Annotated in this window: 24 protein-coding genes and 1 pseudogene; 14 read left to right on the forward strand and 11 right to left on the reverse strand. The window is 61.6% G+C overall.

Annotation, left to right across the window (positions count from 1 at the left end):
• Positions 1-92 precede the first annotated feature (92 nt).
• Complete coding sequence (locus AB4Z35_RS01090; RefSeq protein ID WP_116260511.1) at positions 93-659, forward strand: PadR family transcriptional regulator; 567 nt, start codon at positions 93-95, stop codon at positions 657-659.
• Positions 656-1,441 (forward strand): siderophore-interacting protein, encoded by a 786-nt coding sequence (locus tag AB4Z35_RS01095; RefSeq protein WP_442095730.1) that lies wholly within the window; start codon positions 656-658, stop codon positions 1,439-1,441. Before AB4Z35_RS01090 ends, AB4Z35_RS01095 begins: the two co-directional genes overlap by 4 nt.
• A 228-nt stretch (positions 1,442-1,669) precedes the next feature.
• Here AB4Z35_RS01095 and AB4Z35_RS01100 read toward each other — a convergent pair whose 3' ends face one another.
• Entirely contained in the window at positions 1,670-2,332 is a 663-nt protein-coding gene (locus AB4Z35_RS01100) for a Pr6Pr family membrane protein (RefSeq protein WP_442095731.1), read from the reverse strand.
• A gap of 2 nt (positions 2,333-2,334) precedes the next feature.
• The gene (locus AB4Z35_RS01105; RefSeq protein WP_007985772.1) at positions 2,335-2,565 is read right to left on the reverse strand and encodes a VF530 family DNA-binding protein; all 231 of its coding nucleotides are present in this window, start codon (positions 2,563-2,565) and stop codon (positions 2,335-2,337) included.
• 272 nt (positions 2,566-2,837) lie between these two features.
• On the opposite strand from AB4Z35_RS01105, the gene AB4Z35_RS01110 reads away from it, so the two are divergent.
• From AB4Z35_RS01110 to cmoB, 7 genes are all read left to right on the forward strand, one after another.
• Positions 2,838-4,220 (forward strand): carbohydrate porin, encoded by a 1,383-nt coding sequence (locus AB4Z35_RS01110; protein WP_442095732.1) that lies wholly within the window; start codon positions 2,838-2,840, stop codon positions 4,218-4,220.
• Positions 4,221-4,411: 191 nt separating this feature from the next.
• Positions 4,412-6,823, forward strand: coding sequence for a glucose/quinate/shikimate family membrane-bound PQQ-dependent dehydrogenase (locus tag AB4Z35_RS01115; RefSeq protein ID WP_442095733.1), 2,412 nt, complete (start codon positions 4,412-4,414; stop codon positions 6,821-6,823).
• A gap of 302 nt (positions 6,824-7,125) precedes the next feature.
• A complete protein-coding gene (gene lon / locus AB4Z35_RS01120) occupies positions 7,126-9,543 on the forward strand; it encodes an endopeptidase La (protein ID WP_442095734.1) in 2,418 nt (805 codons plus the stop codon).
• Positions 9,544-9,760: 217 nt separating this feature from the next.
• Positions 9,761-10,153, forward strand: a complete 393-nt coding sequence (locus AB4Z35_RS01125; RefSeq protein WP_442095735.1) for a protease inhibitor I42 family protein — start codon at positions 9,761-9,763, stop codon at positions 10,151-10,153.
• 2 nt (positions 10,154-10,155) lie between these two features.
• The gene (locus AB4Z35_RS01130) at positions 10,156-10,797 is read left to right on the forward strand and encodes a lysoplasmalogenase (protein ID WP_442095736.1); all 642 of its coding nucleotides are present in this window, start codon (positions 10,156-10,158) and stop codon (positions 10,795-10,797) included.
• Positions 10,798-10,978: 181 nt separating this feature from the next.
• The gene (cmoA, locus tag AB4Z35_RS01135; RefSeq protein ID WP_442095737.1) at positions 10,979-11,758 is read left to right on the forward strand and encodes a carboxy-S-adenosyl-L-methionine synthase CmoA; all 780 of its coding nucleotides are present in this window, start codon (positions 10,979-10,981) and stop codon (positions 11,756-11,758) included.
• Entirely contained in the window at positions 11,755-12,711 is a 957-nt protein-coding gene (gene cmoB / locus AB4Z35_RS01140; RefSeq protein ID WP_442095738.1) for a tRNA 5-methoxyuridine(34)/uridine 5-oxyacetic acid(34) synthase CmoB, read from the forward strand. The genes cmoA and cmoB overlap by 4 nt, the downstream gene beginning before the upstream one ends.
• 119 nt (positions 12,712-12,830) lie before the next feature.
• On the opposite strand, the gene tadA is transcribed toward cmoB, so the two are convergent.
• The 9 genes and pseudogenes from tadA to AB4Z35_RS01185 form a co-directional block, all read right to left on the reverse strand.
• The gene (gene tadA / locus AB4Z35_RS01145; RefSeq protein ID WP_442095739.1) at positions 12,831-13,328 is read right to left on the reverse strand and encodes a tRNA adenosine(34) deaminase TadA; all 498 of its coding nucleotides are present in this window, start codon (positions 13,326-13,328) and stop codon (positions 12,831-12,833) included.
• Positions 13,328-14,704 carry a multicopper oxidase family protein gene (locus tag AB4Z35_RS01150; protein WP_442095740.1) on the reverse strand — a complete coding sequence of 459 codons (1,377 nt, stop codon included), beginning with the start codon at positions 14,702-14,704 and terminating at the stop codon, positions 13,328-13,330. Before AB4Z35_RS01150 ends, tadA begins: the two co-directional genes overlap by 1 nt.
• Before the next feature lie 200 nt (positions 14,705-14,904).
• Positions 14,905-16,482, reverse strand: coding sequence for a glutamine-hydrolyzing GMP synthase (gene guaA, locus AB4Z35_RS01155; RefSeq protein WP_310057023.1), 1,578 nt, complete (start codon positions 16,480-16,482; stop codon positions 14,905-14,907).
• A gap of 99 nt (positions 16,483-16,581) precedes the next feature.
• Positions 16,582-18,051: an IMP dehydrogenase gene (guaB, locus tag AB4Z35_RS01160; protein ID WP_007982835.1), complete on the reverse strand. Its 1,470-nt coding sequence runs from the start codon at positions 18,049-18,051 to the stop codon at positions 16,582-16,584.
• Between the two features lie 237 nt (positions 18,052-18,288).
• Positions 18,289-18,837, reverse strand: coding sequence for a sugar ABC transporter ATPase (locus AB4Z35_RS01165; RefSeq protein ID WP_442095741.1), 549 nt, complete (start codon positions 18,835-18,837; stop codon positions 18,289-18,291).
• A gap of 146 nt (positions 18,838-18,983) precedes the next feature.
• Positions 18,984-20,069, reverse strand: a pseudogene (gene purT / locus AB4Z35_RS01170) (formate-dependent phosphoribosylglycinamide formyltransferase); the annotation flags it as partial.
• Positions 20,070-20,364: 295 nt separating this feature from the next.
• Positions 20,365-20,580: a DUF1289 domain-containing protein gene (locus tag AB4Z35_RS01175; RefSeq protein ID WP_116260495.1), complete on the reverse strand. Its 216-nt coding sequence runs from the start codon at positions 20,578-20,580 to the stop codon at positions 20,365-20,367.
• A complete protein-coding gene (locus tag AB4Z35_RS01180; protein WP_442095742.1) occupies positions 20,577-21,101 on the reverse strand; it encodes a gamma carbonic anhydrase family protein in 525 nt (174 codons plus the stop codon). Before AB4Z35_RS01180 ends, AB4Z35_RS01175 begins: the two co-directional genes overlap by 4 nt.
• 53 nt (positions 21,102-21,154) lie before the next feature.
• Positions 21,155-21,754 carry a CoA pyrophosphatase gene (locus tag AB4Z35_RS01185; protein ID WP_442095743.1) on the reverse strand — a complete coding sequence of 200 codons (600 nt, stop codon included), beginning with the start codon at positions 21,752-21,754 and terminating at the stop codon, positions 21,155-21,157.
• Between the two features lie 147 nt (positions 21,755-21,901).
• Between AB4Z35_RS01185 and AB4Z35_RS01190 the strand changes: the two genes are divergently transcribed.
• The 5 genes from AB4Z35_RS01190 (at position 21,902) to AB4Z35_RS01210 (ending at position 26,431) form a co-directional block, all read left to right on the forward strand.
• Positions 21,902-22,453: an NUDIX hydrolase gene (locus AB4Z35_RS01190; RefSeq protein WP_442095744.1), complete on the forward strand. Its 552-nt coding sequence runs from the start codon at positions 21,902-21,904 to the stop codon at positions 22,451-22,453.
• Between the two features lie 121 nt (positions 22,454-22,574).
• Positions 22,575-23,078 carry a L,D-transpeptidase family protein gene (locus tag AB4Z35_RS01195; RefSeq protein ID WP_007993281.1) on the forward strand — a complete coding sequence of 168 codons (504 nt, stop codon included), beginning with the start codon at positions 22,575-22,577 and terminating at the stop codon, positions 23,076-23,078.
• Positions 23,079-23,551: 473 nt separating this feature from the next.
• Positions 23,552-24,283, forward strand: coding sequence for a GntR family transcriptional regulator (locus tag AB4Z35_RS01200; protein WP_442095745.1), 732 nt, complete (start codon positions 23,552-23,554; stop codon positions 24,281-24,283).
• Between the two features lie 38 nt (positions 24,284-24,321).
• Positions 24,322-25,428 (forward strand): N-acetylglucosamine-6-phosphate deacetylase, encoded by a 1,107-nt coding sequence (gene nagA / locus AB4Z35_RS01205; RefSeq protein ID WP_442095746.1) that lies wholly within the window; start codon positions 24,322-24,324, stop codon positions 25,426-25,428.
• A complete protein-coding gene (locus AB4Z35_RS01210) occupies positions 25,409-26,431 on the forward strand; it encodes an SIS domain-containing protein (protein ID WP_442095747.1) in 1,023 nt (340 codons plus the stop codon). Before nagA ends, AB4Z35_RS01210 begins: the two co-directional genes overlap by 20 nt.
• Positions 26,432-26,436 lie beyond the last annotated feature (5 nt).

Below are 26,436 nucleotides of genomic sequence, written 5' to 3' on the forward strand. Positions count from 1 at the left end.
CCTGCCGCCGGATGCGCCGCTGGTCAGTCAGCCTTGCTCGCCCGATAAGATATATCTTAAGTTGTATCTAAACACGACGAGAGAAAGCAAAAATGAGAGACCATCATTCCCCCCACCGCGAACACGGCGACGGCCGTGACGGCTTCGAGAAGCGCCCCGGCCGCGAACGCGGCGGTCGCGGCCCGCGGGTGTTCGCCCCCGGCGACCTGAAATTGCTGCTGTTGGCGTTGATCGCCGAACAGCCGTGCCACGGCTATGACCTGATTCGCCAGATCGAAGGCATGTTCGACGGCGCCTACAGCCCCAGCCCCGGTGTGATTTATCCGACCCTGACATTCCTTGAAGAAAGCGAAATGATTGCGGGCGATGCCGAAGGCGGGAAAAAACGCTACAGCGTGACCGATGCCGGGCGTCTGTTCCTGAAAGAGCAAGCCATTGCACTGGATGGCGTGCGGATGCGCATCGACGTCAGCAAGCGTTCACTACGCGGACATGATCGCCCGGCAGAAATCCATGAAGCCGTGCATAACCTGCGCCACGCCCTGCAAATGCACCATGGGCGCTGGAGCCCGGACGAAATCCTGCGGGTACGCGACCTGCTCAACAACACCGCCAAGGCCATCGTCGACGGCCCGGCCGTTCAGGAGAAAGCCGAATGACTGAAGTGATCGCCTCAACCATTCACCGTGTCATGCACGAGATCAAACGCCGTCGCCTGGAAGTGCTGCGGGTGGTCGACCTGACCCCGCGCATGCGCCGGATTACCCTGGGCGGGCCTGAGCTGGCTGGCTTCGTCAGCCTGGGTACGGACGACCACGTCAAGCTGCTGTTCCCGCAGAACGCCGAGCAAGCGGCAACGCTGGAAACCCTGGTGCTGGGCGCCGGCAAGGCCAACGGTCCATTGCCTGAAATGCGCGACTACACCCCGCGCCGCCATGACCCCGACACGCTGGAACTGGACATCGACTTTGTGCTGCACGGCGACGGCCCGGCCGCGACCTGGGCCGAACAGGCCCAACCTGGACAGTTCCTGCACATCGGCGGGCCAAGGGGCTCGATGATCGTGCCGGACATCTTCGACAGCTACTTGCTGATCGGCGACGAAACCGCCCTGCCCGCCATCGCCCGGCGCCTGGAAGGGCTGGCGGCCAATCGGCGTGCCCTGGTGATCATCGAAGTGGAGAACGGCAAGGAGCAGCAAGTGCTGCACAGCGCTGCCGAAGTCAATGTGATCTGGGTGCTGCGCGAAGGTGGCAAGGACCATTTGCTGAGCACTGTGCGTCAGATCAAGGTTCCTGCAGGAAGCTTGTATGCCTGGGTCGCGACCGAGAGCAAGGTGTCGCGGCAAATTCGCCGGGTGTTGCTCGATGAACACGGGCTGGATGAGCAGTTCGTCAAGGCTGTGGGTTACTGGCGGCTGGATGACAGCGAAGAGGTTTGAGCCTTGAAAGTTCGCAGCCTGCGGCAGCTCCAGGTACTGACGCCGAAGTCGTTCCAGTCATCCGCGATCCGTAGCAGCTGGCGTAGCCTGCGTCCGGCTGCGCAGCAGTCGTGAAGTCAGACGATGTGGAGCATCAGTCAGACCGAGTGCTCGGGTTCTACGACTGCTGCGCAGCCGGACGCAGGCTGCGCCAGCTGCTACAAAGAGCGTGTCGTGGTACGCCAGCTGCTACAAAGAGCGTGTCGTGGCACGCCAGCGATCCAGTCCGATCAGCAACAGTGCAATCAACACAAACCCCAGCAACAACCCACCCGCATTGATAAACACCTGTGGATAACCCAGCTTCTCCACATCAATGAACGGGTACGGATAAGTCGCCAGCAGATGCCCGCGCAGCAGCGAGTAGGCGAAGTACACCAGCGGGTAAATCATCCACAACGCGATGTGCCCCAATCGCAACGTACCCTTCGGTACACAGCACCACCAGTAGCCCAGAAACAGCAGCGGCATGACGTCATGCAGCAGCTCATCGGCCAGCCATTGCCAGCCTTCGGGATGCCACAAGTGACGCAGCAACAGGTTGTAGGCCAGGCCGACTAACGCAATGCTCACGGCGACGCCACTGCTGACCCCTGGCTGCAAGAACCAGCGTCGCGCAGCCGATTCGCGGGATGTCAGTTCGCAGGTCAATACCGTCGCCACCAAGGTATTGCTGAGTACGGTGAAGTAACTGAAGAAGCTCAGCAGCCCGCCCATCAGGCTGGCGCCCAGAGTCCAGCGCGAATGGAAAATCAGGTACATCTGGATGCTCAAACCCGCCCAGCCGAGCACCGTCGCCACGGCCACAAAACGACGCCGCGTGGCAGCCGCTGACGTCGAGGGCTTGAGCATGTTCAGAGCGGACGCTTGGTGCGCATCAACTTCACATACAGGCGCTCGACCTTCTCCCGAGCCCACGGGGTTTTACGCAGAAACGTCAGGCTCGACTTGATGCTCGGGTCGCTCTTGAAGCAGCGGATATCGATGCGCTCGGCCAGCCCCGACCACTCGTAGTGCTCAACCAGCGCGTTGAGGATCTGTTCCAGCGTCACGCCATGCAACGGATCGGTGTTGTGTTCAGTCATGCCGGGCCTTCGAGCAGAGTGGGAATTGGAAGCCGCGCACCTTAGCCGAGGGCTTCGTTGGGGGGAAGCGATCTATCAAATCTAGGCGAACTTGTAGATGTAGGAGCGAGCTTGCTCCTACAACTGTTACCGAATCCGAAAGGATGCATGTCAGTAAAAGCCCTTTCTCTATTTGTAACAGATCATTATCCTTGCACCCGCTTTAGCTGAAACGCTTCTGCTAGCCATTTCTTCCGTTTAATCCCCAGAAAAAGATCAAGAATTTCTTCTCTATGCCTGATTTCCAACTTTCGAAAGACAGCGCTGTCTTTAAGCATGTTGCCTGCCGAAAAACCTTGAACCTGATAGGCGGATTCACCGCTTTGGGCCTTGCCACTTGCGCTCACTCGGCTCCAGCCTTCGATAGCGACTCACCGTGGATGCTCGGCGACTGGAACGGCACTCGTACCGAACTTGCGGAAAAAGGCTACGACTTCAAAGTCGATTACACCGGCGAAATGGGCAGCAACCTGCATGGCGGTCACGACCACGATCGCACCGCACGCTACAGCGACCAGTTTGCCCTCGGCACTCATTTGGACTTGCAGAAGATCCTCGGCTGGGACGCCGCCGAGTTCCAGCTGACCATCACCGAACGCAGCGGCAACAACATCAGCAACGACCGCATCAACGATCCGCGTGTCGGCGGCTTTACCTCGGCCCAGGAAGTCTGGGGCCGTGGCCAGACCTGGCGCCTGACGCAGATGTGGTATCAGCAGAAATTCTTCGACCAGAAACTCGACATCAAGGCCGGCCGTTTCGGCGAAGGCGAAGACTTCAACAGCTTCCCCTGCGACTTCCAGAACCTGGCGTTCTGCGGCTCCCAGGTCGGCAACTGGGCGGGCGACATCTGGTACAACTGGCCGGTCAGCCAGTGGGCGCTGCGGGTCAAATATCATCTGACGCCGCAGCTGTACGCGCAGATCGGCGCGTATGAGCAAAATTCGTCGAACCTTGACCGCGGCAACGGCTTCAAGCTCAGCGGCAGCGGCACCCAGGGCGCGGTCCTGCCGGTGGAACTGGTGTGGACGCCGAAGCTCAACGGCCTGCCAGGTGAATACCGCGCCGGTTACTACTACAGCAGCGCCAACGCCACCGATGTCTACAAGGACAGCAATGGCCAGCCTGCCGCCCTGAGTGGCGAAGCCTACCGCAGCGCTTCGAGCAAACACGGCGTGTGGCTCGGCCTTCAGCAGCAAGTCACCAGCCTCGCCAGCGACCACTCCCGCGGCCTGAGCCTGTTCGCCAACGGCACAATGCACGACAAGAAGACCAACGCCATCGACAACTACGTCCAGGCGGGCCTCGTCTACAAAGGCCCGTTCGACGCGCGCGCCAGGGACGACATCGGCTTTGCCATGGCCCGCGTCCACGTCAACCCGGCCTTTCGCAAGAATGCCGAGGCGACCAATCAGGCCCACGCCGTCTTCGACTTCGACGACCCGGCCTTCCTGCCGCCGCAGGACACCGAATACAGCGCCGAACTCTATTACGGCGTGCACGTGACCAACTGGCTGACCGTGCGCCCGAACCTGCAATACATCCGCCACCCCGGTGGTGTGAACCAGGTCGACGACGCGCTGATCGGCGGGATCAAGGTCCAGTCGTCGTTCTAAGCAACACCACAAAACCTTTGTAGGAGCGAGCCTGCTCGCGATGGACGTCAACGATAACGCTTCGAGCCTGACACCCCGCGGCGTTCTCAGGTTTTTCGCGAGCAAGCTCGCTCCTACAACATGCCCGCGCCGGATCGTCATCTACAGTGAACTTGCGCGGGACTACTTGAAACGTCACGGAGAACCACACTATGAGCACTGATGGTGCCTTGGGTCGAAGCCGTCTATGGCCGACCCTGCTCGGCATACTGCTTCTGCTAATGGGCCTGGCCATGCTGGCCGGGGGGATCAAGCTGAGCATGCTCGGCGGCTCGCTGTATTACCTGCTGGCCGGTATCGGCATCGCGCTGAGCGGCGTGTTGCTGATCGCGTCCCGCCGCGCGGCGCTGGGCCTGTACGCACTGGTGCTGTTCGCCAGTACTGTTTGGGCGCTGTGGGAAGTCGGCCTCGACTGGTGGCAACTGGTGCCACGCCTGGCGCTGTGGTTCGCCCTCGGCGTGGTGATGCTGCTGCCGTGGTTCCGTCGTCCATTGCTGATCAACGGCCCTGCCCCTATGGGTACAGGCGCCTTGAGCGTGGCCGTGGTCCTGGCCGGTGCCACCGCCGTGGCCAGCCAATTCACCCATCCCGGCGAGACACTCGGCGAATTGGGTCGTGAATCGGCTGACATGACCAGCACTGCGCCGCAGATGCCTGAAGGCGACTGGCAGGCCTATGGCCGCAGCGAATTCGGTGACCGCTATTCGCCACTCAAGCAGATCACTCCGGGTAACGTCGGCAAGCTGCAGGAAGCCTGGCGTATCCAGACTGGCGATCTGCCAACCGCCGATGACCCGGTGGAACTGACCAACGAAAACACCCCGCTCAAGGCCAACGGCATGCTCTATGCCTGCACCGCCCACAGCAAGGTGCTGGCGCTGGACCCGGACACCGGCAAGGAACTGTGGCGTTTCGACCCGCAGATCAAGAGCCCGGTGGGTTTCAAGGGCTTCGCCCACATGACCTGCCGTGGCGTGTCGTACTACGACGAAGCGGCCTACGCCAAGTCTGAAAACGCTGCCTCGGCAGTGATTTCCGAGGCCGGCAAAGCCGTCGCCCAGGCCTGCCCGCGTCGTCTGTACCTGCCAACCGCCGATGCACGCCTGATCGCACTCAACGCCGATACCGGCAAGGTCTGCGAAGGTTTCGGTAAAAACGGTGTGGTTGACCTGACTCAAGGCATCGGACCGTTCACCCCGGGTGGCTACTACGCCACCTCGCCGGCAGCGATCACCCGCGACCTGGTGATCATGGGCGGCCACGTCACCGACAACGAGTCGACCAACGAGCCATCCGGCGTGATCCGTGCCTTTGACGTACACGACGGTCATCTGGTGTGGAACTGGGACAGCAACAATCCTGACGCGACCGAACCGCTGCCAGAGGGCGAACACTACAGCCGCAATTCGGCCAACATGTGGTCGCTGGCCAGCGTCGACGAAAAACTCGGCATGGTCTACCTGCCGCTGGGCAACCAGACCCCTGACCAGTGGGGCGCAGACCGCACCCCGGGCGCCGAGAAGTTCAGTGCCGGCCTGGTCGCGCTGGACCTGGCCACCGGCAAGGTGCGCTGGAACTACCAGTTCACTCACCATGACCTGTGGGACATGGACGTCGGCAGCCAGCCAACCCTGCTGGACTTGAAAACCGCCGACGGCATCAAGCCGGCCGTGATCCAACCGACCAAGCAAGGCAGCCTGTACGTACTCGACCGTCGTGACGGCACGCCGATCATCCCGATCAAGGAAATCCCGGTTCCGCAAGGCGCCGTGAAAGGTGACCACACCGCGCCGACCCAGGCCCGTTCGGACCTGAACCTGCTGGCCCCGGAACTGACCGAAAAAGCCATGTGGGGCGCCAGCCCGTTTGACCAGATGCTGTGCCGCATCCAGTTCAAGGAGCTGCGTTACGAAGGTCAATACACCCCGCCGTCGGAACAGGGCAGCCTGATCTATCCGGGTAACGTCGGCGTCTTCAACTGGGGCGGAGTTTCGGTCGACCCGGTTCGCCAGATGCTGTTCACCAGCCCGAACTACATGGCCTTCGTCTCGAAAATGGTGCCTCGCGCCGAAGTCGCGGCCGGCAGCAAGCGCGAGAGCGAAACAGCGGGCGTGCAACCGAACACCGGCGCACCTTACGCGGTGATCATGCACCCATTCATGTCGCCGTTCGGCGTACCGTGCCAGGCTCCGGCCTGGGGCTACGTGGCCGGCATCGACCTGACCACAAGCAAAGTCGTGTGGAAACGCAAGAACGGCACCAGCCGCGACAGCTCGCCATTGCCTATCGGCCTGACACTCGGCGTGCCAAGCATGGGCGGCTCGATGGTCACCGCCGGCGGCGTCGGCTTCCTGAGCGGCACGCTGGATCAATACCTGCGCGCCTATGACGTCAACACCGGCAACGAGCTTTGGAAATCGCGCCTGCCGGCTGGCGGTCAGGCTACGCCGATGACCTACACCGGCAAGGACGGCAAGCAGTACGTGCTGTTGGTCGTCGGTGGCCACGGCTCACTGGGCACCAAAATGGGTGACTATGTGATTGCGTACAAACTGTCCGAGTAAGTTTTAGCGGCAGTCAAAAAAAGGCGACGCCCTCACAGGCGTCGCCTTTTTTATGGTCACCATCGCCCCATTGTAGGAGTGAGCCTGCTCGCGATGGGGACATGACAGATATCCTTGAAGTGACTGTCAGACCGCTATCGCGAGCAGGCTCGCCCCTACAGTTGAACGGTGTCGTGCCGAAATCCAGCTAACCTGTCTCTGCGCTGAACACGCCGTCGAAACACGCCCTTGCAGAAAATGCCCGTTGAAACCACCGCCAACCTGCCCCATCTAAGACCCATACCCATTGCGCAGGTGCCCCCATGAGCGACCAGCAAGAATTCCCCGAAGACCCGAGCGAATACGCCGATCCGGAAAACGCCCCACAGCACAAACCCGGCAAAGGCCTGGCCCTGCCCGGCCAGAACCTGCCGGACAAGGTCTACATCATCCCGATTCACAACCGACCGTTCTTCCCGGCCCAGGTGCTGCCGGTCATTGTCAACGAAGAGCCGTGGGCCGAGACCCTGGACCTGGTGGCCAAGTCCGAACACCACTCCCTGGCCCTGTTCTACATGGACACGCCCCAGGATGACCCGCGCCATTTCGACACCTCGGCCCTGCCGCTCTACGGCACTCTGGTCAAGGTGCACCATGCCAGCCGCGAAAACGGCAAGCTGCAGTTCGTCGCCCAGGGCCTGACCCGTGTACGCCTCAAGACCTGGCTCAAGCATCACCGCCCGCCGTATCTGGTGGAAGTCGAATACCCGCACCAACCCACCGAGCCGACCGACGAGGTCAAGGCCTACGGCATGGCGTTGATCAATGCGATCAAGGAGCTGCTGCCGCTCAACCCGCTGTACAGCGAAGAGCTGAAGAACTACCTCAACCGTTTCAGCCCCAACGATCCGTCGCCGCTGACCGACTTCGCGGCCGCCCTGACCTCGGCCACCGGCAGCGAGTTGCAGGAAGTGCTCGACTGCGTGCCGATGCTCAAGCGCATGGAAAAAGTCCTGCCGATGCTGCGCAAGGAAGTCGAAGTCGCGCGTCTGCAAAAGGAGATTTCCGCCGAAGTTAACCGCAAGATCGGCGAGCATCAGCGCGAGTTCTTCCTCAAGGAGCAACTCAAGGTCATCCAGCAGGAACTCGGCCTGACCAAGGACGACCGCAGCGCCGACCTTGAACAGTTCGAACAGCGCCTGACCGGCAAGGTCCTGTCGCCACAAGCTCAGAAACGCATCGAAGAGGAAATGAACAAGCTGTCGGTGCTGGAAACCGGCTCGCCCGAGTATGCGGTCACCCGCAATTACCTCGATTGGGCGACCTCGGTGCCGTGGGGCATATACGGTGAAGACAAACTCGACCTCAAGCACGCGCGCAAGGTGCTGGACAAACACCATGCCGGCCTCGACGACATCAAGGACCGCATCCTCGAGTTCCTCGCGGTCGGGGCCTACAAAGGCGAGATCAGCGGTTCCATAGTGTTGCTGGTGGGGCCGCCGGGTGTGGGCAAGACCAGCGTCGGCAAATCCATCGCCGAATCCCTGGGCCGGCCGTTCTATCGCTTCAGCCTTGGCGGCATGCGTGACGAGGCCGAGATCAAGGGCCACCGCCGCACCTACATCGGCGCGCAACCGGGCAAACTGGTGCAGGCGTTGAAAGACGTCGAAGTGATGAACCCGGTGATCATGCTCGACGAGATCGACAAGATGGGCCAGAGCTACCAGGGCGACCCGGCCTCGGCGCTGCTGGAAACCCTCGATCCGGAGCAGAACGTCGAATTCCTCGACCACTACCTGGACCTGCGCCTGGACCTGTCGAAAGTGCTGTTCGTGTGCACCGCCAACACGCTCGATTCGATCCCCAGCCCGCTGCTGGACCGGATGGAAGTGATTCGCCTGTCGGGCTACATCACCGAGGAAAAAGTCGCCATCGCCAAGCGTCACCTGTGGCCCAAGCAACTGGAAAAGGCCGGGGTGTCCAAAGGCAGCCTGAGCATCAGCGACAGCGCGCTCAAGGCGCTGGTCGACGGTTATGCCCGTGAAGCCGGCGTGCGCCAGCTGGAAAAAAACCTCGGCAAACTGGTGCGCAAAGCGGTGATGAAACTGCTCGATGAGCCGAACGCCGTGATCAAACTCGGCCCGAAAGACCTGGAAACGTCCCTCGGCAAACCGGTGTTCCGCAACGAGCAGGTACTGTCGGGTGTCGGCGTCATCACCGGTCTTGCCTGGACCAGCATGGGCGGCGCGACCCTGCCGATCGAAGCCACGCGCATCCACACCCTCAACCGTGGGTTCAAGCTCACCGGGCAACTGGGCGATGTGATGAAGGAGTCAGCGGAAATCGCCTACAGCTACGTCAGCTCGCACCTGAAGTCGTATGGCGGCGATCCGAAATTCTTCGACGAAGCCTTCGTGCACCTGCACGTGCCGGAAGGCGCCACACCGAAAGACGGCCCGAGCGCCGGCGTGACCATGGCCAGTGCACTGCTGTCGCTGGCGCGCAACCAGCCGCCGAAGAAAGGCGTGGCCATGACCGGTGAATTGACATTGACCGGGCATGTGCTGCCGATTGGCGGGGTGCGGGAAAAGGTGATTGCGGCGCGGCGGCAGAAGATTTTCGAACTGATTTTGCCGGAAGCGAATCAGGGGAATTTCGAGGAGCTGCCGGAGTATCTGAAGGAAGGGATTACCGTGCACTTTGCCAAACGCTTTGCGGATGTGGCGAAGGTGTTGTTCTGATACTCTTGTAGCGCCTGTACCGCCGTCTTCGCGGGCAAGCCCGCTCCCACAGGAAATTGAGTCGGTCACAACACTTGTGTGCACCCTCAATCCCTGTGGGAGCGGGCTTGCCCGCGAAGGCGTCAGTCCTGACACCACCGTCCAGGCTGACTGTCACACTTTGTCTCATCTTAAGTTATGCTCGCCGTTCGTCGTGAACGCCGGAGCCCCCGACCCCATGTCCCCCATTCGCCTGCTTGCCCCCCTCACCCTCGCCTTGCTGGCCGCGTGCGCCACGCAACCTGCACACAACGTGACCGTGGAAAAACAAAGCGAATGCCCGGTGCAGCTCAGTAATGGGCAAAACCTGATCCTGACCCTGCCGAGCAATCCGACCACGGGCTATCGCTGGGCAATCCAGGATTCGGCTGGCGGCGTACTGCACGCCTTGGGGCCTGAGGTTTATCGAAACCCCGAAGATGCCGGCATCGTCGGTTCGGCCGGGGTCTCGACTTGGCGCTTTCAGGCTTTTGCGACCGGCACGGGACGTTTGCGCCTGACCTCGCAACAGCCATGGGCACCGGAAGTGTTGCCGGTGGACTCGTTCGACTGCGCGATCTCGGTTAACTGACCGTGGGCTGGCTGATTCTGGCGCTGATGGGCGCGGTGACCTTTCTTTATGGCCTGAGCGTGCAGGCCTCCATGCTGTGCCTGCTGGTCAAGCCGCTGCCGGTGCTGGCCCTGCTCGGGTGGCTGCATGACGCACCGCCCGGCGAATATCGGCGCTGGATCAGCCTGGGCTTGATCTTTTCCTTGCTCGGCGACGTGTTGCTGGCCTGGCCGGGGGACTTGTTCGTGTTTGGCCTGGGCGCGTTTCTGGTCGCCCACCTGGCCTATCTGAAAGCCTACCTGAGCGATTGCCGGCGCCTGGCTCCTTTACCCCTGATCATCGCCCTCGGCGTCGGTGCGGTGCTGTTGGGGATTCTGATTGCTCATGGACTGGGGCCACTACTGGTTCCGGTGATCGTCTACGGCCTGGCCATCAGCGCCATGCTCTGGCGCGCGCTCGCGCGGCTCGGCACTGACGTGCCCAAGCGTTCGGCGCTGCTGGCGGCAGGCGGAGCGATGGCGTTTGTGTTCTCGGACAGCGTGATTGGCATCAGCCGTTTTGTGGTGCCGTTCGACGCGGCGGCTTATGTGATCATCCTCAGTTACTGGTTGGGGCAATGGGGGATAACAGCCTCGGCATTTCCCCAGTCCCGCCGCACTTTGTAGCAGCTGCCGAAGGCTGCGTTCGAGGGCGAAGCCCTCGCCATCCAGTCCACCTGAAAAACGAGTCGCAAGATTTACGACTGCTTCGCAGCCGAACGCAGCCTTCGGCAGCTGCTACCTGGATTGCGCGCTCATCCGGCGGTTTATCAGACAACCCGCGCATCCCCGCGCCAACTTGGCTAAAATGCCGGCCTTTTCCACCTACGCCGCTGGAACCGCCGTGAGCAAAGAATCCGATCGCCTTTTCGCCCAGCCTTTGGCCCAGGTGCCTGACTTCGCCTTTAACGAGGATGTGGTGCGGGTGTTCCCGGACATGATCAAGCGCTCGGTGCCGGGCTATCCGACCATCGTCGAAAACCTTGGCGTGCTCGCCGCACAGTTCGCCCAGCCGGGCAGCGTGCTCTACGACCTGGGCTCGTCGCTGGGGGCCGTGACTCAGGCCCTGCGCCGGCACGTGCGCACCGACGGTTGCCGGGTGATCGCTGTGGATAACTCGGCGGCGATGGTCGAACGTTGCCGCGAGTACCTCAACGGACAGGATTCGATGTTCCAGGAGTTGCTGCCGGTCGAAGTGATCGAAGGCGACATCCTCGCTCTGGAGTTCCAGCCTGCCTCGGTAGTGGCGCTGAACTTCACCCTGCAATTCATTGCCCCGGAGCAGCGCACGGCGTTGTTATCGCGCATCCGCCAATCGCTGTTGCCTGGCGGTGCCCTGATTCTCTCGGAAAAACTGCGCTTCGAAGACGAGCAGGAACACGCGTTGCTCACTGACCTGCACATCGCCTTCAAACGCGCCAACGGCTACAGCGAACTGGAAATCGCCCAGAAGCGCAGCGCCATCGAAAACGTCATGAAGCCCGACAGCCTCGAAGAACACCGCGAACGCCTGCTGGCCGCCGGGTTCTCGAAAGTCGTGCCGTGGTTCCAGTGTCTTAACTTTGCCTCGTTGATTGCCTTGCCATGATTGATCTGTCCCCCCTCGCCCGCCGCCTGGCCGGCACCCCGCTGGCCGACTGGGCCAACACCCTGCAAGCGCAACTCGACAGGAAAATGGAAAAAGGTCATGGCGACCTGGAGCGCTGGCAAAGCGCGCTGGACGCCTTGCCGAAAATCCAGCCGAGCGAAGTCGATTTGCTCAACGGCTTGAAGCTGGACACCGACTGCGACGATGCAACCCGCGCGCAAATGCGCACCGCGTTGATGGGCTTGTCGCCATGGCGCAAGGGGCCGTTCGACCTGTTCGGTGTGCACGTCGACACCGAATGGCGCTCGGACTGGAAATGGTCCCGTGTGGCACCGCACCTGGACCTTGCGGGCAAGCGCATCCTCGATGTCGGCTGCGGCAACGGCTATTACATGTGGCGCATGCTCGGCGCCGGCGCGGACAGCGTGATCGGTGTCGACCCGAACTGGCTGTTCTTCTGCCAGTTCCAGGCCGTGCAGCGTTACCTGTCGGAGCCGAACGCCTGGCACCTGCCGTTTCCCTTTGAAGACCTGCCGCCGAACCTCGAAGGCTTCGACACGGTGTTTTCCATGGGCGTGTTCTATCACCGCCGTTCGCCCATCGAGCATTTGCTGGCGCTGAAGGATTGCCTGGTCAAGGGCGGTGAACTGGTGCTGGAAACGCTGGTGGTCGAAGGCGACAAGCATCAGGTGCTGGTGCCGGAAGACCGCTACGCGCAGATGCGTAACGTGTGGTTCCTGCCGTCGGTGCCGGCGCTGGAGCTGTGGCTGCGTCGTGCCGGGTTCACCGATGTGAAGTGCGTGGATGTGAGCACCACCACGGTCGAGGAACAGCGCGGGACGGAGTGGATGAAGTATCAGTCGCTCAGTGACTTCCTCGATCCCGAGGATCACAGCAAGACGATTGAAGGGTTGCCGGCGCCGATGCGGGCGGTCATCGTGGCCCGTAAGTAACGGCCACTGAAGATCAAATGTGGGAGCGGGCTTGCTCGCGAAGAGGGAGTATCAGTTGGCATATAAGTCACTGACACACCGCATTCGCGAGCAAGCCCGCTCCCACAGGGGTACGGTGTTCAGTCTGAAGGCTTTGCTCTGCGGGCCTTGAAGAATTCGCTGAGCACCGCCCCACATTCTTCCGCCAACACCCCGCCTTCATACAGCACCCGGTGATTCAAGAAGCCCTGGGTAAAGAACTGCCCCTGGCTCTGCACAATCCCGGCTTTCGGCTCCAGCGCGCCGTATACCACCCGTGCAATCCGCGAATGTACGATCAGGCCGGCGCACATGCTGCACGGTTCCAGCGTCACATACAGTGTGCTGCCCGGCAGGCGATAGTTGCTCACCGCTTGCGCAGCGGCGCGGATCGCGACCATTTCCGCGTGGGCGCTGGGATCGCTGGCGCTGATCGGGCAGTTGAAGCCGCGACCGATGATTTCCCCGTCCTGCACCAGCACCGCGCCCACCGGCACTTCGCCCAGGGCTGCGCCTTGAGCCGCCAGGGCCAGGGCTTCGCGCATGAAGTCGCGGTCACGGCTGCGGTCGATGATCGCGGCGGGACGAATCTGACGCATCACGCCACCTCGATGGCGGCCATCAGGCCGGTTTCCATGTGGTCGATCACATGGCAATGGAACATCCACACCCCGGGGTTATCCGCCACCAGCGCCACTTGCGCGCGCTCGTTCTTGCCCAGCAGGTAAGTGTCGGTGAAGTACGGAATGACCTTGTGCCGGTTCGAGGCGATGACCTTGAAACTCATGCCGTGCAGGTGGATCGGGTGCTGATACTGAGTCATGTTTTTCAATTCGAAAATGTAGCTCTTGCCCTTCTCGAGCTTGGCAATCGGGCGGTCGGCGCAAGTCTTGTCGGTGATGTCCCAGGCCTTGCCGTTGATTTGCCACAAGCTCGGCGGCTTGCCGTTGTCGACGTTGACCGATACCGAGCCGACCCATTCGAAATTGAAGTTGAGTTTCTCGGCATTGGCCAGGTCGGGCTCGGCGATCGGGTTGGCCGGCAGTGCCGGCGGCCACTCGGTCGGCGCATCGCTATTGGCCACCGAACGGAACGTGCCCAGGCGCACCGGACCGTTACGCAGGGACAACTCTTCACCGGCCGGCGGGGCCTTTATCGCCAGGCAAATGCGCATACCGGGGCCGAGCCAGTACTCCTTGCCAAGCGGGCGTGGCTCGATGGGGTTTCCGTCCAGCGCATAGATCTGCGCTTCGACGCCGGGAATGTTCAGGCGATAGGTCAATGTGTTGTCGAGGTTGAGCAAACGCACGCGGGTGATCTGCCCGGCCGGCAACTCGATCACTGCTTGCGGCACGCCATTGATGGTCGCCAGGCGCCCTGCCGTGCCGCCCCGGGCCGCTTCCCGGGGAATGCTGAACTCGACGAAATTGCCCTCCTCGTCGACGTGCCAGCTCTTCAGGCTCAAGGTTTTTTCGTACTTGAAACCGGTCGGCTCGCGTTCTTCGACAATCAAAGGCCCGACTAGCCCGCGACCGAGTTCTTCGCTGCTGTTCACGTGCGGGTGATACCAATAGCTGCCGGCATCGGGTACGCGGAATTTGTAGTCGAAATACTCGCCCGGCAGCACCGGAAGCTGCGAGACGTAAGGCACGCCGTCCATTTCCAGCGGCAAGCGGATGCCGTGCCAGTGAATGGTGGTGGCAACCGGCAAGTGGTTGATGAAACGCACCCGCAACCAGTCACCCTGGCGCGCCCGCAACTCGGTACCCGGCGCCGAAGGGCCGAACGCCCAGGCCTGGGTGTTGTGCCCGGCCACCAGTTCGACGTCCAGCGGCGCCGCGATCAGTTCATAGTCGTGGCCCGCGTCAGCGTCGGCCATCTTGCCCAACCAGTAACGCGACGCCCCTCCGGCTCCCACGCCAACGACAACAAGACCGGCCAGGCCACCGAGGATTTGGCGACGGGTAAAGGACATGAACTCAACTACCTCACGTATCAGCTACAGGCCCGGGGCCCGCAAAAGGCGAATACGATACACCCGCAGTTGTGAAAGAAACAGCAAAGCGGGCGTGACGACGGGCCGCAGGCAGGGCCGGCATAAACGCAAAAAGCCGCGTGAACTCACGTTCACACGGCTTTTCATCCTGCGATCAACCCTTCAGGGCTGGTGCGGGATCATTCCCACTCAATGGTCGCCGGCGGCTTGCTCGACACGTCGTAGGTGACGCGGGAGATGCCTTCGATTTCATTGATGATACGGCCGCTGACGGTTTCCAGCAGTTCGTAAGGCAGGTGTGCCCAACGCGCGGTCATGAAGTCGATGGTTTCCACGGCACGCAGGGCCACGACCCAGGCGTAACGACGGCCATCGCCAACCACGCCAACCGATTTCACCGGCTGGAATACCACGAACGCCTGGCTGACCTTGTGGTACCAGTCGGCCTTGCGCAGTTCTTCGATGAAGATGTGGTCGGCACGACGCAGCAGGTCGGCGTATTCCTTCTTCACTTCGCCGAGGATGCGCACGCCCAGGCCCGGGCCCGGGAACGGGTGACGGTAGACCATGTCGTACGGCAGGCCCAGTTCCAGGCCCAGACGACGGACTTCGTCCTTGAACAGCTCGCGCAGTGGCTCGACCAGCTTGAGGTTCATTTCTTCCGGCAGGCCGCCCACGTTGTGGTGCGACTTGATCACGTGGGCCTTGCCGCTTTTCGCGCCAGCCGACTCGATCACGTCCGGGTAGATGGTGCCCTGGGCCAGGTACTTGATGTTGTCCAGCTTGCAGGATTCGGCATCGAACACGTCGATGAAGGTACGGCCGATGATCTTGCGCTTCTTCTCCGGGTCGGCTTCGCCGGCCAGGTTGCCCAGGAACTGCTCCTCGGCGTTGGCACGGATCACCTTGACGCCCATGTTCTCGGCGAACATGGCCATCACTTGCTCGCCTTCGTGCAGGCGCAGCAGGCCGTTGTCGACGAACACGCAAGTCAGCTGGTCGCCAATGGCCTTGTGCAGCAGCGCGGCAACCACGGACGAGTCAACGCCGCCGGACAGGCCGAGCAGTACGTTGTCGGTGCCGACCTGGGCGCGAACCTGGGCGATGGCGTCTTCAGCGATTTTCGACGGAGTCCACAGGGCTTCGCACTCGCAGATGTCGAGGATGAAGCGCGACAGAATGCGACCGCCTTGCTTGGTGTGGGTCACTTCCGGGTGGAACTGCACGCCGTAGTAACGACGCTCGTCGCTGAACATGCCGGCGATCGGGCAGCTCGGGGTGCTGGCCAGGATGTGGAAGTCAGACGGCATTCTGGTGACCTTGTCACCGTGGCTCATCCATACGTCGAGGCCGAACAGGCCATCGGCGTCGATGTGGTCTTCGATGCCGTCGAGCAGGCGGCTCTTGCCGACCACGTCGACGCGGGCGTAACCGAACTCACGCAGCTCGGAACCTTCAACCTTGCCGCCCAGTTGCTCGGCCATGGTCTGCATGCCGTAGCAGATACCGAAGACCGGTACGCCCAGGTCGAAAACGGCTTGCGGGCAGCGTGGGCTGTTGGCTTCGTGGACCGACTCCGGGCCGCCTGCGAGGATGACGCCTTTAGGAGCGAACTCGCGGATCGCATCTTCGTCCATGTCGAACGGGTGCAGTTCGCAGTACACGCCGATTTCACGCACGCGGCGGGCGATCAGCTGGGTGTACTGGGAACCGAAGTCGAGGATCAGGATGCGGTGAGCGTGAATGTCGAGGGCCATGATTCAGTCTCGTCTAAAAAATTCGGAAACAGTCGTGATTCAGAAACAACTCGGGGCTGAATAAAACAGCCCCGGTTGCTTAGCTTGTTGCTTGAAGGCTCAACCTACGCGGTAGTTCGGCGCTTCTTTGGTGATCTGCACGTCGTGCACGTGGGACTCGGCCATGCCGGCGCCGGTGATCCGCACGAACTCAGGCTTGGTGCGCATCTCTTCGATGTTGGCGCTACCGGTGTAGCCCATCGAAGAGCGCAGGCCGCCCATCAACTGGTGGATGATCGCGCTCAGGGTGCCCTTGTACGGAACACGCCCTTCGATGCCTTCCGGAACGAGCTTCTCGGCGCCTGCCGAGGAGTCCTGGAAGTAACGGTCGGAGGAACCTTGAGCCTGGGACATGGCGCCCAGCGAACCCATGCCGCGATAAGCCTTGTACGAACGGCCCTGGAACAGTTCGATCTCGCCCGGAGCTTCTTCGGTACCGGCGAACATCGAGCCCATCATCACGCAGGAAGCACCGGCCACGATGGCCTTGGACAGGTCACCGGAGAAACGGATACCGCCGTCGGCGATCAACGGAACGCCAGTGCCTTCGAGGGCAGCGGCAACGTTGGCGATGGCACTGATTTGCGGCACGCCGACACCGGCGACGATACGGGTGGTGCAGATCGAGCCTGGGCCGATACCGACCTTGACCGCGTCAGCGCCGGCTTCGGCCAGGGCCTTGGCGGCAGCGCCGGTGGCAATGTTGCCGCCGATGACCTGCACTTCAGGGAAGTTCTGCTTGACCCAGCGAACGCGGTCGATCACGCCTTTGGAGTGACCGTGTGCGGTGTCGACCACCACCACGTCAACGCCGGCATTGACCAGGGCGGCTACGCGGTCACCGGTGTCTTTACCGGTGCCGACGGCCGCGCCAACGCGCAGACGACCTTGATCGTCCTTGCTGGCCAGCGGGTAAGCCTTGGCTTTTTCGATGTCTTTGACGGTCATCATGCCTTTGAGGGCAAACTTGTCGTCGACGATCAGGACTTTTTCCAGGCGGTGCTTGTGCAGCAACTCGCGGACTTCGTTCTTGTTGGCGCCTTCCTTGACCGTGACCAGACGCTCTTTAGGCGTCATCACTTCACGAACGGTGGCATCCAGACGGGTTTCGAAGCGCACGTCACGGGAGGTGACGATGCCGACCAGGTCGCCATCATGCAGCACCGGAACGCCGGAAATGTTGTGCATGCGGGTCAGTTCGAACAGGTCACGCACCGTGGCGTCAGCCTCGATGGTGATCGGGTCCTTGACCACACCGGCTTCGAACTTCTTGACCTTGCGCACTTCGGCAGCTTGCTGCTCGATGGTCATGTTCTTGTGGATGATGCCGATACCACCTTCCTGAGCCATGGCGATTGCCAGACGGGCTTCAGTGACGGTGTCCATGGCAGCGGAAACCAGTGGAATATTCAGCTCGATGCCACGGGTAAGGCGGGTCTTGAGACTGACTTCGTTAGGAAGTACCTCGGAATAACCGGGCACTAGGAGAATGTCGTCGAATGTCAGAGCTTCTTGGCTGATACGCAGCATCGCGGGGGCTCCCGAGCGGGAAAATGGAAGCGCGCCATTATAGTCAGACACCCCCTCGGGTTCAATGTAAAACTCTGACTATTATTGGCATTACGGATATACGGGAATCAAAACCATGAAATTGCTGTTTTTTTGTAGGAGCGAGCTTGCTCGCGATGAAACTGAAGGCGGCACTTGTTTCCAGACAGCACGCGTCATCGTTTACGCCCATCGCGAGCAAGCTCGCTCCTACAGGTTTCAGAGTTCTACTTTCACCCAACTCACGGGCTGATCCAGCCAATCGGCAAATTCGTCGAGAAAGTGCTGTTTAAACCCGGCTTCGGCCCAGTTGTTGAAGATAAAACCGAGGTTGGAAAAGCCGCATTCCTGCAGGAACAAAAAGCCGTTGATGTCGTCTTCATGCCCGCATTCCGGGCAGGTGAAGTTATCGGTGCGTCCTGGCATCCAGTCTTCCAGGCTTTCGAACAGGGCTTCACCGATTTCCTTGCGGCACTCGGCGCAACCTGCCTCCCCTAGAAAACCCTTGGCCGGCGTATAGATGCAGCGCTTGGTGACAATTTCCAGGCCGTTGACGGCTTCGCCAAACGGCAGCGCTTCCGGATGCAGGACCACCTCACGGGCACCCTCGGCGATGGCGTGGCCCATGCGGTTGCCGGTGCGGCCGCAAGTGCTCAGTTCTTCCTGGATGATGTTCTTGCGCACCAGCCAGCGCACGATGGCCCTGGCCCGGGGTTCGTGCACCGGCAGGGTGGAGATTTTAGGGACGATGATGCTTTGGGAATTCATGGGTACAGGCCTGGAGCTTTAAAAAAGGGTCTTGCGGGGAAATCAAATGCCAGCCGATCAACAACCCCTGTAGGAGCGAGCCTGCTCGCGATATCGGTGTCCGCTTCAACATCTATATTGAATGTGAAATAGCTATCGCGAGCAGGCTCGCTCTTGACCTCAGGCTTGCCGAACAGGCGCAGCGCGGTATCCGGCTCGCTCAAGGCAGCGCCCAGATTGGCGAAAGCGGTCTGGGTCGACTGCCCTTCCACCAGGATCACCGCCGACGCCGAAGGCCCGAACTGACGGATCAACGGAATCGGCAGACCGAGAATGGCCCGTGCGTGCAGGGCGAACTGCGACAGGTCCTGGGAAATCAGGGTCACCAGACCGGTGTCGTGCGGGCGCGGCGAGACTTCGCTGAACCACACCTGATCACCCTTGATGAACAGCTCGACGCCGAACAGACCACGGCCACCGAGGGCTTCGGTCACGGCTTTGGCGACGCGTTCGGATTCAGCCAGGGCAATCGGGCTCATGGCTTGCGGCTGCCAGGATTCCTGGTAGTCGCCCTTCTCCTGACGGTGGCCGACCGGCGCGCAGAAGGTGGTGCCGCCCACATGGCGCACGGTCAGCAGGGTGATTTCGTAGTCGAAATCGATGAAGCCTTCGATGATCACCCGACCTTTACCGGCACGGCCACCTTCCTGGGCGTAGTCCCAGGCTTTCTGCACGTCATCGACGCTGCGCAGCAGGCTCTGGCCCTTGCCCGAAGAACTCATGACCGGTTTGACCACGCATGGGAAACCGAGGTCTTCGACGGCTTTGCTGTAGTCCTCGAAGGTGTCGGCGAAGTGGTACGGCGAGGTTGGCAGGTCCAGCTCTTCGGCGGCCAGGCGACGGATGCCTTCGCGGTTCATGGTCAGTTGCGCGGCGCGGGCGGTCGGGATCACGTTGAAACCTTCGGCCTCCAGCTCCACCAGGGTCGAGGTGGCGATGGCTTCGATTTCCGGCACGATAAAGTGCGGCTTCTCGGCTTCGATCACTGCGCGCAGGGCCGCACCATCAAGCATGTTGATCACGTGGCTGCGGTGCGCAACCTGCATGGCCGGTGCGTTGGCGTAGCGATCCACGGCAATCACTTCAACGCCCAGGCGTTGCAGCTCGATCACCACTTCCTTGCCCAACTCGCCACAGCCACACATCAATACGCGGGTCGCGGTGGGCGACAATGGAGTTCCGATACGGGTCATCTGAAGGTCCTCAAGGAGCGGATCATCGCGGGACGCGCCATGCGCGCTTCCCATGGGGAGAAAGCGCGGCATTTTACATGAACTTCAGCCGACGGCAGCCTGTTTGCGCAGGCGCCAGGCCATGATCAGCCACACGGCGGTGCCCCCGGCGAAGATGCAACGCGATCCTTGTAGCAGCTGGCGAAGCCTGCGTTCGGACGAAGCAGGCGCAAATTCTGAGTCCCCGGTCTTCCAGAAAGTCCGCGTTGCCTGATTCCACGACTGCTGCGCAGCCGAACGCAGGCTTCGCCAGCTGCTACCGGTTCGGGGTTTTGTTGAGCATCCAGATCAACCCGCTGGCCTTGGCCCGCTCATGACACAACCCCAGCACCTTGCGGCGCTCGGCGTTGTCCATGCGGCTCCAGCGGGTGATTTCTTCCACCGTGCGCTGGCAACCGGTACAGATGTCATCCTCGTCCAGTGCGCAAATGTTCACGCAGGGCGATGCTACCGGGCGTTCGGTGTCGGTCATTGTTCCTGCTCGGCCAGATCGCGGGCATAACGCTGCGAGTTGTGCACGTAGTGAGCAGCGCTGGCCTCCAGCATTTTGATTTGCAGCTCGGTCAATTCGCGCACCACTTTGCCGGGTGAACCCATGACCAGCGATCCGTCTGGAATTTCTTTGCCTTCGCCGATCAGCGAATTGGCGCCGATGATGCAGTTCTTGCCAATCTTCGCGCCATTGAGAATCACCGCGTTGATGCCGATCAGGCTGTAGTCGCCGACGGTACAGCCGTGGAGCATGGCGTTGTGGCCGATGGTCACGCCGGTGCCGATGGTCAGCGGGTAGCCCATGTCGGTGTGCATCACGGTGCCGTCCTGGACGTTGCTGTTCTTGCCGATCAGGATCAACTCATTGTCGCCGCGCAGAACGGTGTTGAACCAGACGTTGGCGCCCTCTTCCAGCTTGACCTTGCCCACCAGCACGGCATTGGGAGCAACCCAGCTCTGTGGATGGGTTTCGACGCGGGCGTCGCCCAGGCGGTATTTCATTGTGTTGTCCTCAAGGCTCAGGCAGGCAGGTTCAAACCATTCGAACGATGGCTTCAGGTATTGATAAAGCTTTTGGGAGGTTGGTGCAGGCTGATTTTCGCGTCATACAGCAAGTTGATCAACTCGACGATCATGATCGCCGTCAGCCCCCAGATCTTGTATTCACCAAAGCGATAGCTCGGCACATACCAGCTGTGGCCCTGATAGTCGATGCGATGGGTATGTTCACGGGGGTCCTTGCGGAAGAACTCCAGGGGCACGCTGAACACCGCGGCGATCTCGGCATCATTGGCCCGGTATTCGACGAAATCCGGGATCACCCCGACATAGGGCGTGACCATGATGCCATGCAGGCTGATCAGCGGGCTGAGCGGGCCGATCACCTCGACCAGCCCCGGCGGCAGGCCGATTTCTTCTTCGGCCTCACGCAAGGCGGTGAAAATCAGGTCGGGGTCTTCGGGGTCACGGCGCCCGCCGGGAAAGGCGACTTCACCGCCATGGGTCGACAGTCCGCTGGCACGCAGGGTCAACACCAGCTCTGGCTCGTCACTGCGGGTGATCGGCACCAGCACTGCGGCCTCGGGAAAACGATGGTCGGTCTCCAACGTGCGTGGTGTGTGGTTACTTACCCGATGCAGTAGCTCGTCCAGCATGAGTGTTCTCGATCTGTGCCTTACCCGGCATCATGCACCAATCGCTGCGGCCGCCCAACCCCCGCAACCGCCCCATGTCGCGAAACGACAACTTGCCGACAGACACTGCCGCACGCCAAGATAGGCCCAGCATTCAGGAACCCAAGCATGAAATTTTGCAGCCAGTGCGGCAACCCGGTGACCCAGCGCATTCCCGAAGGCGATTCCCGCCTGCGTTTTGTCTGCGACAGCTGTCAGGCCATTCACTACCAGAACCCCAATATCGTCGCCGGCTGCGTGGCGACCTGGGGCAGCAAGGTGTTGCTGTGCCGGCGGGCCATCGAGCCGCGCCGCGGCTACTGGACCCTGCCCGCCGGCTTCATGGAGAACGGCGAGACCATCGAGCAGGCCGCCATTCGCGAAACCGCCGAGGAAGCCTGCGCCCGGGTGCGCAACCTGAGCATCTATACCCTGATCGACGTGCCGCACATCAGCCAGGTACATGTGTTCTTCCGTGCCGAGCTGGCGGACCTGGACTTTTCTGCCGGTCCCGAGAGCCTGGAAGTGCAACTATTCGACGAAGCGGACATTCCTTGGGATGAGCTGGCTTTCCGCACGGTGGGCCGTACCTTAGAATGCTTCTTCGCTGACCGGCGGACCGAGGTCTATCCCGTACGGTCTGAATCGATCCCGCCGCTTGCTCAGCCTGCCAATACCTGATGTCATCTTGTTATCATTCGAAGGCGCTGAACGATCGTCCGAACGCGCCCCGAGCCTTCGGCGGCTCCTGCAAAAACATCTATACATAAATAGTCGCGACACCTCCTGGGGAATCGTTTCAATGCGCTGGTTGCTTGCCCTGTTCTGTTTGTCGTTCGTCACGGTATCCCAAGCTTCTGCCGTGGAAACCCTGGACGGCAAGGTCATCGAGAAAATCCTGATTCTCAAGTCTTCCCATCAATTGCAATTGATCAATGACGGCAAGCCGCTCAAGACCTATCGCATTTCCCTGGGCAAGCGTCCCAAGGGGCCGAAGCTGATGGAAGGCGACAAACGCACCCCGGAAGGCTTCTACTGGGTCGACTGGCGCAAGACCAGTGATAAATTCAACCTGGCAATGCACATTTCCTACCCGAACATCAGCGACTCTGCCCGCGCCCGACGTGAAGGCGTCGAGCCCGGCGGCATGATCATGATCCACGGCACCCCGGACACCGTGGACACTCCGGAAGACCTGTTCCACACCCTGGACTGGACCGACGGCTGCATCGCCATGCGCAACATGGACATGCGCGAAGTCTGGAACCTGGTGCCGGACGGCACGATGATCGAAATTCGTCCGTAATCGCAACACCCACCTCGTAGCAGCTGGCGAAGCCTGCGTTCGGCTCGGGCCGCGTTCGGACGAAGCAGTCGTAAAACCTGAGTGCGAAGTATTCCTGACACAACGCGTCGGCTGATTTCACGACTGCTACGCAGCCGAACGCAGGCTTCGCCAGCTGCTACAGGTCGAATTTCTTCTTCTGACCGCCACCGTCGGTCGCCCTCGAAAAAATAAATTCAACAGATCGCAGCCTGTGACAGCACCTGCCGGGGAGATACCAGTTCCCCTCTCAGAAGCTACCGCAGGCTGCGATCTTTGCTATTGAACTCCCCACCTCTAATACCACTTCAAACACCCCCCCATTTCAATCGCTCTACATAGCAGGCTTTACCGCGCTTTCTGCCAGCCAGTGGCGTTGACATGGTATTCAAGTGGTATTAGTTTTTGCTCCATTCAAGGGTGACAACACTCCAATATCCGCCCCGGACACCGCCATGAACGATCTCCACGCCCTGCGCCCCGACGACACCCAGCCCACGCCGCTCTACCTGCAACTGGCGCGCAACCTGGAAGCGGCGATCCATGCCGGCCAGTGGAAAGCCGAACAGGCCATGCCTTCGGAGCGCAATCTGAGCGAGACGCTGGGCATCTCCCGCGTCACTGCCCGCAAGGCGCTGGAAGTGCTGCTCGAACAAGGCCTGATCCGTCGCAACCAGGGCTCCGGCACCTTCATCACGCCGCGCCTCGAACAACCGTTGTCGCGCCTTTCCGGTTTCAGTGAAATGCTCCGTCTCAAGGGTTTCGTGCCCGGCTCGCAATGGCTGGAGCGGGAAATCACCCTGCCGACCCACGAAGAGCTGATCCGCCTCGGCCTGTCGCCCAACGACAAAGTCGCGCGCCTCAAACGCCTGCGTAAAGCCGACGACACCGTGATGGCTATCGAGATGAGCACCCTGCCCGCCTCGATCATTCCCAAGCCGCAAATGGTCGGCGATTCCCTCTACGAATTCCTCGACGGCATCGGCAAACCGGTTGTCCGCGCCTTGCAGCATATCCAGGCGATCAACGCCTCGGACGAGTTCGCCGCGCTGGTCGGCATCGCCCCCGGCACCGCCATGCTGCTGATGACCCGGGTCGGCTACCTGGAAGACAACACGCCGATCGAAGTCACCGACACCTATTGCCGTAACGACTACTACGACTTTGTGGCAGAACTTCGCCGCTAGAACGCGCACCGCGAAGCCGCCAAACCAGAGAACCGATCATGTCCGAAGACAACATCCTCACCACCCACGGCTGGGTTCGCGGCCGGCTGGTTCACGAACACGGCAAGGTCGTCGCCATCGAAGGCGTGTCCTGTGATCCGGCGGACAACGATCTGCCGTACCTGCTGCCGGGCTTCATCGACCTGCACGTGCACGGCGGCGGCGGCAAAGACATCATGGAGGGCACGCCGGCCTTCGAAACCATCACCCGCACCCACGTGCGCTTCGGCACCACGTCGCTGCTGGCCACCACCATGACCGCACCGAACGAAGAAATCCTGGGCGTGCTCAAGGCCGTCGGCGAATTCTGTGAGCAGCGACCCTACGGCTGCGCCCGGGTGCTCGGTGTGCACCTCGAAGGCCCCTACATCAATCCCGGCAAACTCGGTGCGCAACCCAACTTCGCCCACACCGCGCTGATGGCCGAAGTCGAAGCGTACCTGGCGCTCGCACCGATCCGGGTGATCACCATTGCCCCGGAAATTGCCGGCCACGACGCCTTGATCCGCGACCTCAGCGCCCGTGGCATCCGCATGCAGATCGGCCACACCCTGGGCAGTTACGAAGAAGGCGTGGCTGCGCTGGCAGCCGGCGCCAGCAGTTTCACCCACCTCTACAACGCCATGAGCCCGCTGCATCACCGTGAGCCGGGGATCGTCGGCGCGGCACTGGCCCACGCCCAATACGCCGAACTGATTCCGGACTTGCTGCACGTGCACCCCGGCGCCATCCGCGTCGCCCTGCGTTCGATTCCGTGCCTGTACTGCGTCACCGACTCGACCGCCGCCGCCGGCATGCCCGACGGCGAGTACAAACTCGGCAGCCACACCGTGACCAAGTGCCTGGGCGGCGTGCGCCTGCCCGACGGCACCCTGGCCGGCAGCACCCTGACCATGGATCAGGCCCTGCGCAACCTGGTGAAAATCGGCCTGCCCATCGCCGAAGCCTCGCAGCGCCTGTCGCAATTCCCCGCCGACTACCTCGGCCTCACCGAACGCGGGCGCCTGCAACCGGGGGCCTGGGCCGACTGCGTGCGGCTGGATCGCTCACTGAAACTGACCGCCGTCATGGTCGAAGGAGAAGACATTGACTTCAAAAATGCTTGAAGAGGCGCTGTCCTCGTTCGAGGCCGTGCAAGCCCAGCTGCAACAACTCGACCCGCAATTGATCGAGATCGCCGGCCGCCTGCGCCGTCAGCCGCCGCAGGTGGTCATGACCGTGGCCCGCGGCAGCTCCGACCACGCCGCCAGCTACTTCGCCTACCTGACCATGCAAATGCTGGGCATCCCGGTGGCGTCGTTGCCTATGTCGGTGGTGACCATGCAGCAGGCGCCGTTGAAGGTCAGCGGCCAGGCGGCATTCGCCTTTTCGCAATCGGGACAAAGCCCTGACCTGGTCAACAGCCTGCGCCTGTTACGCAAGCGCGGAGCCTTGAGCATTTCGCTGGTCAATGCCGAAGACTCGCCGCTCGAAGCCGCCTGTGAATTCAGCCTGCCACTGTGTGCCGGCACTGAAAGCAGCGTCGCCGCGACCAAGAGTTTCATCGCCACCCTCAGCGCCAGCGCCCGGCTGATTGGTCACTGGAAAGAAGACGCCGAACTGCTCGAGGCCGGCTCTGCCTTGCCCGATGGCCTGCGCGACGCCGCGCAACAGGACTGGAGCCCGGCCGTCGACGCCTTGCGCGACTGTCAGCGGCTGATGGTGATCGGCCGTGGCGCCGGTTTCGCCATCGCCCAGGAAGCGGCGCTCAAATTCAAAGAGACCTCGGCGATCCAGGCCGAAGCCTTCAGCAGCGCCGAGGTCCGTCACGGCCCGATGGCCTTGATCGGCGACAACTACCCGCTGCTGGTGTTCGCCCCACGGGGTGCCGAGCAGGCCGGTTTGCTGAGCCTGGCGGCCGACATGCGCCAGCGTGGCGCCCGTGTCCTGCTGGCCGCACCGGATGACGTGCTCGAACGCGACCTGACGCTGACCCGCGCCGAACACCCGGCCCTCGACCCGATTCTGGCGATCCAGAGTTTCTACGTGATGGCCGCCGGCCTGGCCGTGGCCCGCGGCATGGACCCGGACCAGCCGCGGCACTTGAGCAAAGTGACGCGCACCCACTAAATCGA

Origin of the sequence: Pseudomonas sp. KB_15 (genome assembly GCF_052114525.1) — a bacterium.
In the GTDB taxonomy this organism is placed as follows: Bacteria; Pseudomonadota; Gammaproteobacteria; order Pseudomonadales; family Pseudomonadaceae; genus Aquipseudomonas.